Genomic DNA, 14,378 nt, shown 5'->3' on the forward strand with positions numbered 1-14,378 from the left:
CGATTGCTCTCACACTTACTAGCCGACAGATCAGACGATTGTGTGCCGATGAGCGGCATCTTCCCTTGACGTACGATATATCAGGAACTAATCATCGGATCTCTCGGACGAGGAGGTCCCTTGAGAATCCGACTGCTTGCCTGCCTCGCCGCCGCCGTCGCGCTGGTGGCGAGCCTGGTCAGTCCCGCGAACGCCGAGCTGTACCACCCGCGTCAGGACTGGCTGCGGGCCTCGACGGCCGGGCTGTTCCTGCACTGGGGCATGTTCACCGCGCCGCGGCACACCGACTGCGCCGCCTGGGAACGCGATGTCACCGACGGTGGCTGGACACCCGGCTACTGGATCGACGAGGCGAAGAAGCTGGGCGCGTCCTACGTCGTCCTCACCACCTTCCACAGCCGGCTGGGCTACGCGCGGCCGTGGCCGTCGAAGATCCCCGGCAGCTGCTCGACGCAGCGTGACTTCCTCGGCGAACTGATCGCCGCCGGCCAGGCCAAGGGTGTGCGGGTCATGCTCTACGTGACCGACGATCCGCAGTGGCACAACGAAACCGGGCACGAATCCCTCGATTCGGCCGCCTACTCGGCATACAAGGGCCACCAGGTCGACCTCACCACCCGGCCCGGCTTCGGCGAGTACTCCTACGACCTGTTCGACGAGGTGATGGACCGGTACTCGGGCCTCGCCGGGTTCTGGATCGACAACGACAACGAGTACTGGGAGCAGCACGGGCTCTACGAGCACATCCGCGAGAAGCGGCCGTCCTGGTTGCTGAGCAACAACAACGAAGACACGCCGATCATGGACACGGTCAGCAACGAGCAGAAGACCGGCATGACGCCGTCCTACGACTACCCGCAGGCGGTCTACACGCCGATGCCGCGGCTCACCGAGGCCGACTACAAGCTGCCGACCAACGGCGACTGGTGGTACAGCGGCGGCGACCAGGCCGTCGACTTCCGGCTCTCCACCGGCCGGTACATCACGAACGCGGGCTCGTCGATCAAGTCTCTGATGGCCGAAACCGCCATGCTGAACGGGAAGTTCCCGCCGCAGCAGGAGGCGTTCAACAACTTCATGGCGTCCTGGACCCAGCCCATCCGGGAGTCCCTCGAAGGCACCCAGGGCGGCGGGTACATGTACGGCGGCCTGCAGCCCGGCTTCTGGAACGACGGCGCCCACGGCGTGATCACCGTCAAGCCCGGCGCGCGGACGCAGTACGTGCACGTCGTCACGCGGCCGTCGACGAACCTGGTCCGGCTGCGGGACAACGGCTACCGCATCACCGGCGTGTCCGATCTGCGCACCGGGAAGCCGATGCGGTTCGCCCAATCCGGCGGTTATCTGTCCATTTTGGACATCCAGAACTGGGACACCTACGACACGGTGTTCAAAGTGGACACCGCCGGGCAGCAGTACTTCTACGACAAGAGCACGATCAAGGCGACCGCGTCGGCTTCCGCGGACGGGCACCCGGCGGCGAACCTCGTCGACGGCAGCTACCTGAACTACTGGGACGCGGGCGGCCAGTTGCCGGTATCGGTGACGCTGGACCTGGGCCGGAAGCGGTCGACGGCCTACCTGGCGGTGCACGAGCGCGAGTCGTCGCCGACCTCCGCGCGGGAGTCCTTCGGCCGCGCCGAGGACTCCGCGCGGATCAAGGACTACCGGATCCACGCCAGTGACGACGGGAAGACCTGGCGCACGGTGCGCACCGGCGCCCTGCCCAGCAACCGCGGCGTCCAGTTCATCGACGTCGGCGAAGTGCACGCGCGGTACCTGAAGCTCGAGGTGCTGAACACCTGGTCCGGGCCGCAGGCCAAGCCGTTCTACCGGCAGCTGGCGCTCGACGAGATCGACGTCGCCTACGGCTACCCCGACCCGCGCGGCGAGGTGCCGCTGGAAGCGGAGTCGTGGCGCAACGGCTTCGAGGGCCAGGCGACGCCGGTGTGGTGCGAGGCGTGCTCGGGCACGAACGCGGTGACCGGCCTCGACCGCGGCGCGGTCGTCTTCCGCGACGTCCAGGCCACCGGTCCGTCCCGGCTGCAGCTCGACACGACGGGACCGGGCACGCTCTCGGTGAGCGTCAACGGCGCGGCCCCGATCGCGGTGACCGCACCAGGCGCGATCCCGGTGCCGCTGACCGCGGGCGCCAACACGATCAAGGTCTCCGGGACGGCGGACCTCGACCGGATCGCGGTGGCGCCGATGCCGCCGGAGTCGTCCACGCCGAAGACGACGTTGACCGTGCAACCCGCCGGTGTGCAATGGGTTTCGCCCGGTCAGCAGTCGCTCCGGATCACCGCGTCGCTGCGGCTCGACGTCGACGACCCGATCGACCAGGTGTCGCTGGCCCCGGTCGTCCCGGCGGGCTGGACGGTGTCGGGCGATCCGGTGACGGCGTCCGCACTCGGGCTCGGCCAGGTGCTGAGCGGCTCGTGGACGGTGACCGCCCCGGCGGCCCAGGACGTGAGCATCCCGGTGACGGCGTCCTTCCGGACGCTCGGGCGCGCGAAGTCGGTGAGCAAACCGGTGCAGGTGAAGCCGCGGCCCGCGGACCGGGTGTTCATGCGGGAGGCGGAGGACTCGGCGAACGACATCGGCGACGCCGGCGTCACGAGCTGCTCGCCGTGCTCGGGCGGGCAGAAGGTGCGCAACATCGGCCCGGGAGCGGCGGTGACCTTCCCCGGCGTGACGGTCCCCGCGGCGGGCCAGTACACCTTGTCCCTGGACTTCACCGTCAACGGCGACCGGTCGTACTTCGTCTCGGTGAACGGTGGCGCGCCGGCCGAGGTGAAGGTCAGCGGCGCCGGGAACAACACCCCGTACACCACTTCGGTCCCGGTGTCGCTGACCGCGGGCGCCAATACGATCCGGATCGGCAACGACCGCGCCGGGGCTCCGGATCTGGACCGGATTTCACTGGGTTAGCTCCCGCAGCACCCGGGCCGCGTCGATGTCGACGGCGCGGCCCGGGTCCCCGCCCGCCGCACTCCACGCGACGGACACCCACAGCTCGGCGTAGTCGCCGCGGTCGATGCGCGGCAGCCGCCAGGTGAGCCGACCCCCGGTGCGCTCGACGGCGTCCCCGCCGACCAGCCGGGACCAGTACGGCGGCACGTGCTGCCCGGCCCGCGAACACCGGCGCAGCAGCTCGGCCCCCGGGCCGCCGACGCTCACCGCGGCGTCGGCGGTCTCAGCGGTGAAGGCGCTTTCCCAGATGCGGTCCTCGTGCGGCGCGCCGGCCAGCTCGGCGTGGACGACGAACTCGCCGACGTCCTCCCGGGCCAGCACCCGGAGGATGGTGGTTTCGCGGGTGATCCCGGGCAGCCCGGACGCGGTGGGCCCGGACACGACGTCGAGCCGCACGGAGCTGTGCCGCCACCGGCACAGCCGGGCACCGGACTCGAGGCCCCAGGTCAGTTCCGGTCTCGCGGGCACGTCCCAGCCGCCGACGCGGACGGCGAACCGCACGTCCCCGAGCGGGGTGACGACGTCGAGCGCCCGCGGGGCCGTCCGCGAAAGGACTTCGGTGTCCAGCATGCAGACATCCTTACCCCGCGCGCGGAGACGCGAAAATGCGCTGCGCGAACGTCACCCGACCGAGGATGATCAACGGCATGGAAGAAGCGTTGAGCGGCCGGCCGCAGCTCCCACCGGTGGGCGCGGTGGTCGACCGTGACGGCCCGGTGGTGCGAACCCACTACGGCACGCACGGCGAGGTGAGTCACGGGCCGCTGCCCGAGGGCGACCTCGAAGCGCTGGTGGCCCGGCAGGTCGATGCCTTCGCGCGCCGCAACGAGCCGGTGCTCTGGCCGGTCTACGGCGACGCCCGGCTCGCCGAGGCCCTGCTCGCCGCCGGCTTCGCGGCGGAGCCGGAGCGTGCCGTGCTCCGCTGTCCGATCGGGACGGACGCCACGGCACTCCCCCTGGTCGGCCACGACTGGACCGGGCACCAGCGCGTCGCGGAGCTGGCCGCGAAGACCGGCCCGCACCGCCGCCCGTTCTCGGAGTTCCTCGCCGACTCCGCCTACTTGGACCGGTCGGCCGCGGTCGTCCTCGACGGCGATCGCGCCGCCTGGCTGGAACGATCCGGGGAAGTCATGGCGGTCGGCGGGGTCACCGATCCCCGCCTCGCCGCCACGCTCGCCGCCCACGACTGGCGGCTCACCGGACCGCACCTGGGGATGCGGTTCCTGCTCGCGGAAGCCACCGGCGCCCTGCGGGACGCGTTCGAAGCCGCCGGGATGCGCGAGGTCACCACCGTCACCCGCTACCACCTGAGCTCGCCCGGCGAACCGGCGCGGACCCGGCCGGTTCGCCGGCTGTTCTCCGAGCCGGAGTACGACGACATCTGGTCCCGCTTCGAGGAGCGGTTCGCCTTCCGCCCCGACACGCGGGAGTTCCCCGGCATCACCGAACCCGCCGGCTCGGCGACCTGGCACGTCGGTGACCTCGACGACGCCCAGCTGGACGCGCTGTACGACATCGTCCACAAGGGACTTCGCGAGTCCGTCGAGCCCGGCGAGGAGCTGTACTGGCTCGACTGGCAGCACGTCGGCTACCGCTTCGACCCCGCCCGGGTCGGCGGCGCCGGACCGCACTGGCCCGGCGCCGTCTTCCCGGACGGCGATTACCACAGCTACCTGACGCGAGACCTCCGCCTGGGCACCTTCGGACACCCGTGGGAGGCGACGGTCTGCGTCTTCGGCGAGCTGCTCACGCGGATCGACGCCGAGCTGACCGCCGCGCTCGGCGAGCCGATCCGGCGCTCAGAACCCTGACGTGCCGTTCGGCGTGCCCAGCCCGGTCGGCCCGTCGTACCCGGCGCCCGCCGTGCAGAGGTAGCTCCCGCCGCAGCTGCCGTTCGAGCCCGACGTGACGTCGTAGAGCCCGCTGGTGTGCGCGTACGGGTACGACCCCGACGTCACCGAGTTGCCCGCCAGCGCGTACACGCTCGCGATCACCGGCGACGACAGGCTCGTGCCGCCGACCTGCACCCAGCCGTCCGCACCCTGGGCCAGGCCCAGCGACAGCAGGAAGTCACACCACGACGAGCTGCCGCAGCTGTTGTAGGTGTCGTAGACGCCGAGCCCGGTGGCCGGGTCCGCGACCGCCGAGACGTCCGCGACCGTCCTCTTCGCACACCCGGTGTCGTGCTGCCAGGACGGCTTCGCCTCCAGGGCCGAACACCCGCTGCCGCTGCCGCTCCACGCCGTTTCGGTCCAGCCGCGGGTGGTGGTGGCCGCCTTCTTCAGCGTGGTGCCGCCGACCGCCGTGACGTACGGCGACGAGGCCGGCCAGCTGACGCCGTACCCCGAGTCACCCGAGGACGCCGTGACCGCGATGCCCGGGTGGTTCAGGTGGGCGTCCGCGGCGAGGATCGTCGAGTCCTCGGCACCGCCGTAGCTGTTGGAGATCGCCACCACGCCGGGCGTCGCCGCGGCCGTGTCGACCGCCGTCATCAGCGGGTCGGTGTCCGGGGAGTTGGCTTCCACCAGCAGGATGTGGCAGTCCGGGCAGGTCGCCGACACCGCGTCGAGGTCGAGGCTGATCTCTTCGGCCCAGCCGTAGTCGGGCGCCGGCAGCGGGCTCGCCGCGCCGTTCTGGTTGACCTTCTTGAAGCAGCCGTTGGCCGTCGTGCACGGGGAAAGCCCGCGCGCGGACCGGAACTTGGCCAGGTCGGCTTCCGCGGTCGGCGCGTCCTGGGCGTCCACAATGGCCACGGTGCGGCCGTTCGCGTGCAGCCCGCCGAGGCTGTAGGCGGCCTGGATCTCGGCGGGTCCGTAGCCGACCGGGGTCGAGACGACCAGCGGGCCGTTGCCGTTCGGCGACCGGACCGCCTTGCCGAGGCAGTGCAGCTTGCCGGAGGTCGCGCAGCCGAAGTTCACGACTCCGCCGCTCTGCAGCGGCGCGGCTTCGGCGGTGGAAGTGGCCACCGTGACCGGGGCCGCGATCAGGGAGAGGACGACGAGGGACCGGAACAACCGTGGAGACGCCATGGCCTACTCCTCGGTAGGGGACGAGGTGGCAGCGGATCGTCGCATGTCACACGATCGAGGTCACCCGTCGGAAGATGGTTTCTCGGTTCAGTCATTCGCCCAGAGTGGCGGCAATCCGACGAAGAGTGACGAACCGCTTCACTCGTTTGCGTATTGGTCCAGACAAGTGTTATCTAAAAGTGATCGAAGCACCGCTGACCGGGAGCTACTTTGTTGCGACTGGCAACAAATTGCCTCGTGGATCCCCAACGGCGGAGGTGTCACGGCGTGAACCGGACCTTGGACAAGCTACGACGACGCGGCCCGGGGCTCGCGCTCGTCGCCTCGGCACTGCTGGTGGCGGCCGGGCTCACCGCCCCCGCCGCGCTCGCCGCGGACGACTACACGCAGAGCGTCACGCAGCCGAGCTCGACGCAGGCGCAGATCAACTTCACCCCGACGACTCCGGCGCTGTACGTGGACGTCCACTACACCGGCGTGCCCGGCGTCGGCCAGCAGAACGTCCGGATGACCAACGGCTCCGGCACCTGGCGGACCACCGTCAACGGCTTGAGCAGTGGAAACGTCCTCGACTACTGGTTCACCTACGAGAAGAACGGCCCGCAGTACGACACCCCGCACTTCAGCTACACCGTCGGCGGAGGCGGCACGACGACGGTCGCCGCGCCGACGTTCAGCCCGCCCGGCGGCACCTACTCGGCCGCCCAGACGGTGACGATCAGCAGCGCCACCGCGGGCGCCACCATCCGGTACACAGTGGACGGCTCGACGCCGACGGCGTCCTCGACCCTCTACAGCGGACCGATCAGCGTCCCGAATTCCCGCACGGTCAACGCGATCGCGCTCAAGTCCGGGTCGACGACCTCGCCGGTGTCGAGCGCTAGCTACACGATCGGCACCCAGGCCGGCTGCCCGACACAGTCCGACACCCCGAACTTCGGGCCGAACGTGCGGATCTTCGACCCGGGCATGTCCGCGGCGACGATCCAGGCGCAGCTGGACACCGACTTCAACAACCAGAAGGACACGCTGACCGCGCAGATGGCGGACCGGCGCGTGGCCCACCTGTTCAAGCCGGGCACGTACAACAACGTGCACGACAACGTCGGCTTCTACACCTCGGTGGCTGGCCTCGGCCAGAACCCCGGCGACGTGCTGATCAACGGCGACGTCACGGTCGACGCCTTCAACGCCTCCGACAACGGCGTCGCGCTGCAGAACTTCTGGCGCTCGGCGGAGAACATGGCGGTCAACCCCTCGGGCGGCAACGAGCGGTGGGCGGTCGCGCAGGCCGCGCCGTTCCGCCGGATGGACGTCCGCGGCGGGCTGCAGCTGTACCCGGCGAGCTACGGCTACGCCAGCGGCGGCTACATCGCCGACACGAAGGTGGCCGGCCAGGCCGCGTCGGTGTCGCAGCAGCAGTGGTACACCCGCGACTCGGCGCTCGGCAGCTGGAACGGCGGCGTGTGGAACATGGTCTTCTCCGGCACCAGCGGCGCGCCGGCGACCACGTTCCCGAACCCGCCGGAGACGACGCTCGCGACGACCCCGGTCTCCCGTGACGTCCCCTACCTCTACGTCGACGGCACCGGCAAGTACCGCGTGTTCCTGCCTTCCCTGCGCACCAACGCGTCCGGCCCGAGCTGGGCGAACGGCAGCACCCCGGGCACGTCGGCGCCGATGAGCCAGTTCTACGTCGTCAAGTCCGGTGACACGGCCTCGTCGATCAACAACGCGCTCGCCGCGGGCTGCAACCTGTTCTTCACGCCGGGCGTCTACCACCTCAACCAGACGCTCAACGTGACCAAGGCCGGCACGACGATCCTCGGCATCGGCTACCCGACGCTGGTGCCCGACAACGGCGTCAACGCCATGCAGGTGTCCGATGTGGACGGCGTCCGGCTCAAGGGCCTGCTCTTCGACGCGGGCACGACGAACTCGCAGGCGTTGCTCACGGTCGGCCAGTCCGGCTCGTCGGCTTCCCACGCTTCGAACCCGACGACGGTCCAGGACGTGTTCTTCCGGATCGGCGGCGCGCTCGCCGGCAAGGCCACGAACAGCCTGATCGTCAACAGCGCCAACACGATCATCGACCACATCTGGGCGTGGCGGGCCGACCACGGCAACGCGGGCACGGTCGGCTGGAACACGAACACCGCCGACACCGGGCTGGTGGTGAACGGGGCGAACGTGCTGGCCACCGGCCTGTTCGTCGAGCACTACCAGAAGTACCAGGTGATCTGGAACGGCCAGGGTGGGAAGACCATCTTCTTCCAGAACGAGATGCCCTACGACGTGCCGAACCAGGCGTCGTGGAACGCTCCCTCGGGTGTCGCCGGGTATGCCGCGTACAAGGTCGGGGCGAACGTGACGTCCCATGAGGCCTGGGGTCTCGGCAGCTACTGCTTCTTCGACACGAACCCGGCGGTGTCCAGCTACCACGCGTTCGAGGTGCCGAACAACAGCGGCGTCCGGTTCCACAGCCTGCTGACGGTGTCGCTCAACTACCGCGGCACGATCACGCACGTCATCAACGACACCGGCGGCGTCACGCCTTCGGGCACGGTGCCGGTCAACGTGGTGAACTACCCGTAACCCGGGTGAACGACGGCCCCCGCACCGGACCCGACCCGGTGCGGGGGCCGCCTTTTTTCAAGCGACGTGCAGGACCGCGCCGACGTTTTCGAGCAGTTCCCGGGTGAGCGGCGCGTACCGGTGGTCGGCGTCGTCCCGGGTGCGGCCGGCCGGGATTTCGGTGGTCAGCCTCCAGGTCGTCGTTTCGCGTTGCAGGCGGCCTTCGTAGGTGTCCGCGGCCGGCTCGCCGAGGCCGAGGGCTTCGCTGTGGCCGAGGCTGCCGGCGATGAAGGCGTACCGGTCGCCGAGCCGCGCCGCGACGATCGCCCCCGCGCCGGAGCCCAGGTGGGCGTTGTGCGCGAACACCAGGGTCCGGCCGGGCTGCGAACCGTGGATGTCCAGGAGGTTCCGGGCCATGATGACCGCCCGGGCGCGCGAGAGGCGGGCGATCCTGGTGTCCCGGTCGCCGGGCAGCGCCGACGCCGCGTGGTAGCGCAGCAGATCGAGCCCGGCGGTCGCGTGGATCCGCGCGCGGTTCCATTCGGCTTGTGACGTCGTCTCGACGCGGGCGTCGAGGGCCATGAGCAGGTCGTCCGCGATGACCCGCAGCTCGCGGGCCTCGGGTGACGCACCGGGCGACGCGGCCGGGTCGAGGATCGCTTCGGACCGGCTCCACCGTTCGTCGTCGCCGGTCAGCGACGCGATGTCGACGTCGAGGCCCAGGTGGTCGCGGGCGTGTTCGAGGTAGCGACGCGGGCTGGGCGCGCTGAACATCTCCGTCGGGGCGTCGAAGCCGTGGAAGGTCAGCGGTTCGCCGGCGGTCTCGTTGTACTCGCGCAGCCAGTCGAGCAGCCGCCGGTTGGCGGGCACTTCGCCGAAGTCGTGCGAGAACCCGCCGTCGAGCGCGGCGACGCGGTCGGTCTCCAGAGCGATCGCCCGGAAGCCGTGCTCGGCGAGCCGCGCGAACAGCTCGTTGCGGATCCGCGCGAAGGCCGGTTCGAAGTGCGTCGGCTCCCCGAACGCGAGCAGTTCGGCGGTGAAGTCCGTGATGTCCATGTGGTTGAATCGTATCCTTGAAGACCCGATTGAGACCGGCCGACCTCGCCCGCGAGCACGGCCTCTCCACGCAGGCGGTCCGCAACTACGAGCGCGACGGCTTCCTCCCGCCGGCCGCCCGCACGGCCAGCGGCTACCGGATCTACACCGAGGTCCACGCCTCGGCCCTGCGTGCGTTCCTGGCGCTGGTCTCGGCGTACGGCCACGCGACGGCCGGCGGGATCATGCACGCCGTCCACGACGACGACGTCGGCCGCGCGCTGACCCTCGTCGATCGCGGCCACGAGCTGCTGCTCCGCGACCGCGAAACCCTCAACACGGTCCGCAAGGCGATCGGGCACCTGACGACCGGTCCGGCCCCCGAGCCGGCCCCGGCCGGCTGGTCGATCGGCGAAGTCGCGCACCGCCTCGGCGTCACGGCGGCAACCGTGCGGGCGTGGGAACGCGCGGGCATCCTGGTGCCTTCGCGGAACCGCGCGACCGGCCACCGGCTCTACCAGGCGGCCGACATCCGGGACGCGGAACTGACCCACCTGCTCCGCCGCGGCGGCTACCCGCTGGCCCGCATCGCAACGGTGGTCGAGCAGGTCCGCACCGCGGGCGGCACGGAGCCGCTGGCCGAGGCGCTCGAAACCTGGCAAGACCGGCTGACCGCCCGCGGCCTGGCGATGCTCGACGCAGCCGGCCGGCTCAACGCGTACCTCGTGTCACGGTCGTGAGCCCGGATGCAGCCGGTCGTATTCGTGCGCGGCCGAACGCTGGGTTCGCACCGGCAGCGCTTTCTCCTCGTCCTCGTCGTCGACGTCGTTGAGCCCGAGCTGCACGGCCAGCCGGATCTGCTCGCGGTTCTCCCGGACCACGGCGGAGAAGAAGTCGTCGATCCGCGGGTCGAGGAGGACTTCGAGCAGCACCCGGAACGACGTGTCGACGCAGGCGCGCACGATCTCGTCGTGGAACGGCAGCCGCTTGAGCTTGCCGAGCTGCGGGTCCGCGGCGATCTTCTCGGCGATGATCGAGCGCAGCTCGTCCTTGTGCGCCCCGAGCGACTTGGCCAGGTTCTCCGGATAGTTGCCCGTTTCCAGCACCTTGACGACCTCGTCGAGCACCGCGATCGTCACCGGCTTCTTGATCGCCTTGACGATCGGCTCGGAGAGCTTGTCGACGAGCCGGTAGGTGAACTGCTCGCCGACGGCCCGGTCCGCGGCCCGCCCGATCCGCACGAGCAGCAGCACGACGCTGACGAACTTGTGCGCGGCCATGGCGGGGTGCGCGACCGGGATCATGGCGAACAGCTCGTACCAGTTGCGCACAAGGAACTTCCTGGCCCACCGCCGTTTCCGCCACCGCCACAGGAACTCGAGCAGGAAGATCCCGCAGATCCCGCAGTCGACGTAGAAGATGACGAGCCCGGCCTCGCGCGCGGGCGGGCTGAGCACCATGAACCCCAGCAACCCGACCGACCCGGCGGCGAGCACGAGCATGATCCAGTCGTCGGCACGCACGTTTCCGGGCAGCACCCCGCTGTTGAGCTCGGGTTCACTGGTGACCATGCCCGATGATGGCACGGACACCGCTGATCAGCCCGTTCGGACTTGGTACTAACTGTCGCCTTTTTGTCGTGTTCCGTCCCGGCTCGATACGGCATCGTGGACAGTGGCGGTCACGGCGAGGAGGAGCATGGGGCGCACACCGCACAGCCGGCTGTTCGCTCCGGCTCCCAGGGACGCGGCGGCTGGTGGCTCAAGAAGCGGGCTGCCAGCCCATGCCGTAGGACCTCGCGGGCCGCAGCTCGCGGAAACCGGTGTGCACTTCGCCCGCGTTGTCGAGGAAGAGCGGCTTGCGCGCGGCCAGCGGGTCCTGGGCGTCCTTCGAGAATTCACCGTCGATGCGCCAGACGCGCTGCGGTGGCCGCCGCCGGTCGAACCGGACGTTGAGGTCGAAGCTCTCGCACGGGAATTCCGGCGTGCAGCAGTAGAACGGCGAAGGCAGCTCGGCCACCCGGATGCGGAAGAAGAACTCGTGCTCGTCGCCGGCGTCCAGCGGCTGCGGCGGCCGCAGGCTGAAGGCGACCCGGGACGAGCTGACCATCCGCACGAAATGCACCTCGCCGCCGGCGACGACGTCGATGCCGAGCCCCGAGAGGTCCGGCTGGCCGGTGGTGCTGGCGGGCCGGGCGAGGGAGATCGCGTGTTCGACGTCGGCGAGCCCGGCGACGTGGCTGACCACCCGGCGGGTCTCGAAGACCTCGGCGGCCGCACCCGTCAAGGTCAGCCGGACCGCCAGGGCCGACGTGTGCCAAGGGCCGTCTTCGCTGGTGGCGGCGACCCCGTACGGCGACGGTGCCCCGTACGCGGCCTCGGCGATCAGGTAGATGACGTCGTCGGCGCGGCGCTGCATCGTGCGCACGTTCCGGTCGGCTCCCGTGCCCAGCAGTTCGAGGCGCTGGGTATAGCGCTCGTTCGCGCCGGTGCCGAAGCCCAGGACGATCCGCGCCGTCCGGCGGTGCGATTCGGGCAGCGTTTCGATCAACCGGCGAAGCGTTTCCACGACCTTGCCGCGCACCGTTCCCGGGGTGTCGTCTTCGTGCACACCGCACACTTCGCGCAACTGTTCGCCGACGAGCCCAGGCAGCGTCTTCGCTTGGATGCCCAGCCCTTTGCGGAGCAGTTTCAGCTCCACTGAGAGAGCGTTGATCTTCGCTTCGGCCGCCTCCTGAGCCAAGCCGTCACCTCCGTCTTGGTCGTTGCGGGGAAGTCTACTCACCTTCTCCGCACCGGACGACGCCGTCATCCGTTTCCGGCCGTTTCCGGAATACTCCGGCAACCAAGGAAGTCACCGCGGGAAACCGCGGTGACAGTGATCCGGAAAGGGGAACCTTCCCCCCGTTCGCCGATTACAGGATGATCGAGCCAGGCCGGACTTTGGAGTGGAATTGAAGCGTCGACGGATGTCGGACGGCATGTCGTTGACCGGACTCGCCGAGTCCGTCCATTTCACCAAGGGCTACCTCAGCAAAGCGGAGAACGGCAAGGTCCGCGCGAACCGGGACCTCCCCGTGGCCTGCGACCGGGCACTGGGTGCCGGCGGAGAACTGCTCGCCCTGATCCCGGAATCGGCATTCCCCGCGCGCCGCAGCGCCGGCGGCATCGCCGGGCTGCCCGACACCGGCCGGTACTTCGCCGGCCGCGAAACCGAACTCGAAGCGCTTTCCGCACTGCTCCTCGGCCGGCCGACGCCCGGGTCGGCGTGGTGCACGGGAGGGCGGGCGCCGGCAAGACGGCACTGGCCGTCGCCGCCGCCCGGCGGGTCGCGGACGCCTCCCCGGACGGCTGCCTCTTCCCGCCGGCCGGACCGGGGGCGCACCCGGAAGGTGGTGATCACGCTGCGCGGTATCGCGCTCGCTTCAGTGGTCTTGGGCCGGTTCGCCGACACTTCCGCGCCGGCTGGGACGAAGCCGCGCGCGGTTACCGGCGGGCGGCCGAAGTGGCCGACGACGCGGGAAGCGAGTGCGAGCGGGCCCGCGCGCTGACCGGCCGGAGGCGGAGCGGTGGTGGGCGGAGGCGGCCGCGTACCGGAACCGGCTTGCCTTCGCGGAATGACGGGCGGGTGGCCCGCCCGGGACACCGGAAACGGGTCAAAAGCAGGACACTTACCGGCCACGGCCGCCATCGCGGTAGCGAAGGCACCTCGCGCGGCGATCAACGGCGGGGAAGCCGAAACCGTGGTGAGGTCATCATGACTACGCATTGAGTTCCGCAGACGGGGCAGCAGCAGTACTCGGCCGGCGGTCCCTGTCACCGGCCGGGTTTCCCCGGAAAGCCTTGGCAGGCAACGGGAAACGGCTTTTCGCGCACCGCTTCCGGAGCGCACCATCAAAGCGAACCGGATTTCGCGGAGGCCGCGGAATCCATCGCCTCCCGTTCGCCGGGGAATTCCGAGGAGCCTGCCATGGTGGTCGTCTGTTCCGTTTCCGCCCTCGTCCGCACGGCCCTGGTCATCGTCCTGCTCGCGCTGGTCGCCGGGCTGGCGCTCGCCGGGCCTGCCGCGCCGGCGAGCACGCCCGGCTTCGGGCCGGCCGGGTCTCCCGCCACCGCGGAACCCGTCACGCACTGACGGCCGTCACGGCCCCAGGTGCTCCACCAGCCGGGCCAGCTGGTCGGCGTAGCGCCGGACGAACTCGGGCGAGTCCCCGTCGGTGCCGGTCAGTCCGTCGACCACGTGCGGCAACGTCACCGGGGCCATCGCGGCCGCCATCAGCAGCACCGTCAGGCACTCCGGGTCGACCCACTCCGGCAGGCGGCCCTCGGCCTTCAGCGCCGCGATCTGCGCCACCGACCCCGCCAGGCGCTGCGTGCGCGGCGTGTGGTCCGGGTCGGTGTCCGGGCCCTCGTACTCCAGGCCCGACCACGCCAGCAGCCGGACGCCGTCGCGGCTCGCCAGCGCCTCCAGCGCCATCCGGCGCACCTGTTCGGACAGTGGCAGGTCCGGGGCCATCAGCTCGCTCTGCCGCTCCCCCCACTCCTCCGACATCGCACGGTACAGGCCTTCTTTGCCGTCGAAGTAGTACGAGATCAGCTGCTGGTTCACCCCGGCCCGCGCCGCGATCGCCGCGATCCGCGCTCCGGCGTAGCCCTTCGCCGCGAACTCCGCGCCCGCCGCCTCCAGGATCAGCCGGCGGGTGCGCTCCGGATCCCGTTGGCGTTCCTGGGGCTTCGGCGAACGGCGGGGCTTCGACGCGGTCACGCC

At 70.4% G+C, this 14,378-nt stretch carries 12 protein-coding genes; 6 read left to right on the forward strand and 6 right to left on the reverse strand.

Annotated features, from left to right (window positions below):
- Positions 1-120 precede the first annotated feature (120 nt).
- Positions 121-2,931, forward strand: a complete 2,811-nt coding sequence (locus tag AB0M30_RS28390; protein ID WP_364589492.1) for an alpha-L-fucosidase — start codon at positions 121-123, stop codon at positions 2,929-2,931.
- Here the strand turns inward: AB0M30_RS28390 and AB0M30_RS28395 are convergent.
- Positions 2,920-3,543: a hypothetical protein gene (locus tag AB0M30_RS28395; RefSeq protein WP_103343639.1), complete on the reverse strand. Its 624-nt coding sequence runs from the start codon at positions 3,541-3,543 to the stop codon at positions 2,920-2,922. The two genes, AB0M30_RS28390 and AB0M30_RS28395, sit on opposite strands and share 12 nt — an antisense overlap.
- A gap of 77 nt (positions 3,544-3,620) precedes the next feature.
- Here AB0M30_RS28395 and AB0M30_RS28400 point away from each other — a divergent pair, with 77 nt between their 5' ends.
- Positions 3,621-4,784, forward strand: a complete 1,164-nt coding sequence (locus AB0M30_RS28400) for a DUF2716 domain-containing protein (protein ID WP_364589495.1) — start codon at positions 3,621-3,623, stop codon at positions 4,782-4,784.
- Here the strand turns inward: AB0M30_RS28400 and AB0M30_RS28405 are convergent.
- Complete coding sequence (locus AB0M30_RS28405; protein ID WP_364589498.1) at positions 4,773-6,002, reverse strand: peptidase S8; 1,230 nt, start codon at positions 6,000-6,002, stop codon at positions 4,773-4,775. The genes AB0M30_RS28400 and AB0M30_RS28405 overlap by 12 nt on opposite strands.
- Positions 6,003-6,269: 267 nt before the next feature.
- Between AB0M30_RS28405 and AB0M30_RS28410 the strand changes: the two genes are divergently transcribed.
- Positions 6,270-8,597 carry a chitobiase/beta-hexosaminidase C-terminal domain-containing protein gene (locus AB0M30_RS28410; RefSeq protein WP_364589501.1) on the forward strand — a complete coding sequence of 776 codons (2,328 nt, stop codon included), beginning with the start codon at positions 6,270-6,272 and terminating at the stop codon, positions 8,595-8,597.
- Positions 8,598-8,654: 57 nt separating this feature from the next.
- Here AB0M30_RS28410 and AB0M30_RS28415 read toward each other — a convergent pair whose 3' ends face one another.
- The gene (locus AB0M30_RS28415; protein WP_364589504.1) at positions 8,655-9,632 is read right to left on the reverse strand and encodes an erythromycin esterase family protein; all 978 of its coding nucleotides are present in this window, start codon (positions 9,630-9,632) and stop codon (positions 8,655-8,657) included.
- A 17-nt stretch (positions 9,633-9,649) separates the two neighbouring features.
- Between AB0M30_RS28415 and AB0M30_RS28420 the strand changes: the two genes are divergently transcribed.
- A complete protein-coding gene (locus AB0M30_RS28420; protein ID WP_364589507.1) occupies positions 9,650-10,351 on the forward strand; it encodes a TioE family transcriptional regulator in 702 nt (233 codons plus the stop codon).
- Here the strand turns inward: AB0M30_RS28420 and AB0M30_RS28425 are convergent.
- Positions 10,340-11,182, reverse strand: coding sequence for an ion transporter (locus AB0M30_RS28425; RefSeq protein ID WP_364589510.1), 843 nt, complete (start codon positions 11,180-11,182; stop codon positions 10,340-10,342). The two genes, AB0M30_RS28420 and AB0M30_RS28425, sit on opposite strands and share 12 nt — an antisense overlap.
- A gap of 190 nt (positions 11,183-11,372) precedes the next feature.
- Entirely contained in the window at positions 11,373-12,353 is a 981-nt protein-coding gene (locus AB0M30_RS28430) for a hypothetical protein (protein WP_364589513.1), read from the reverse strand.
- A gap of 226 nt (positions 12,354-12,579) precedes the next feature.
- Here AB0M30_RS28430 and AB0M30_RS28435 point away from each other — a divergent pair, with 226 nt between their 5' ends.
- Together AB0M30_RS28435 and AB0M30_RS28440 are read left to right on the forward strand one after the other, a co-directional pair.
- The gene (locus AB0M30_RS28435; RefSeq protein WP_364589516.1) at positions 12,580-13,161 is read left to right on the forward strand and encodes a helix-turn-helix transcriptional regulator; all 582 of its coding nucleotides are present in this window, start codon (positions 12,580-12,582) and stop codon (positions 13,159-13,161) included.
- Positions 13,162-13,580: 419 nt separating this feature from the next.
- Entirely contained in the window at positions 13,581-13,745 is a 165-nt protein-coding gene (locus AB0M30_RS28440) for a hypothetical protein (RefSeq protein ID WP_364589518.1), read from the forward strand.
- A 6-nt stretch (positions 13,746-13,751) separates the two neighbouring features.
- On the opposite strand, the gene AB0M30_RS28445 is transcribed toward AB0M30_RS28440, so the two are convergent.
- Positions 13,752-14,375 (reverse strand): TetR/AcrR family transcriptional regulator, encoded by a 624-nt coding sequence (locus AB0M30_RS28445; RefSeq protein ID WP_364589521.1) that lies wholly within the window; start codon positions 14,373-14,375, stop codon positions 13,752-13,754.
- Positions 14,376-14,378 lie beyond the last annotated feature (3 nt).

Source organism: Amycolatopsis sp. NPDC051716 (assembly GCF_040681595.1).
GTDB lineage: Bacteria > Actinomycetota > Actinomycetes > Mycobacteriales > Pseudonocardiaceae > Amycolatopsis.

Coding starts and splice junctions, on each gene's coding strand:
- AB0M30_RS28425 (WP_364589510.1), bottom strand. CDS start 11,182: ATGGTCACCAGTGAACCCGAGCTCAACAGCGGGGTGCTGCCCGGAAAC.
- AB0M30_RS28405 (WP_364589498.1), bottom strand. CDS start 6,002: ATGGCGTCTCCACGGTTGTTCCGGTCCCTCGTCGTCCTCTCCCTGATC.
- AB0M30_RS28440 (WP_364589518.1), top strand. CDS start 13,581: ATGGTGGTCGTCTGTTCCGTTTCCGCCCTCGTCCGCACGGCCCTGGTC.
- AB0M30_RS28400 (WP_364589495.1), top strand. CDS start 3,621: ATGGAAGAAGCGTTGAGCGGCCGGCCGCAGCTCCCACCGGTGGGCGCG.
- AB0M30_RS28415 (WP_364589504.1), bottom strand. CDS start 9,632: ATGGACATCACGGACTTCACCGCCGAACTGCTCGCGTTCGGGGAGCCG.
- AB0M30_RS28435 (WP_364589516.1), top strand. CDS start 12,580: ATGTCGGACGGCATGTCGTTGACCGGACTCGCCGAGTCCGTCCATTTC.
- AB0M30_RS28395 (WP_103343639.1), bottom strand. CDS start 3,543: ATGCTGGACACCGAAGTCCTTTCGCGGACGGCCCCGCGGGCGCTCGAC.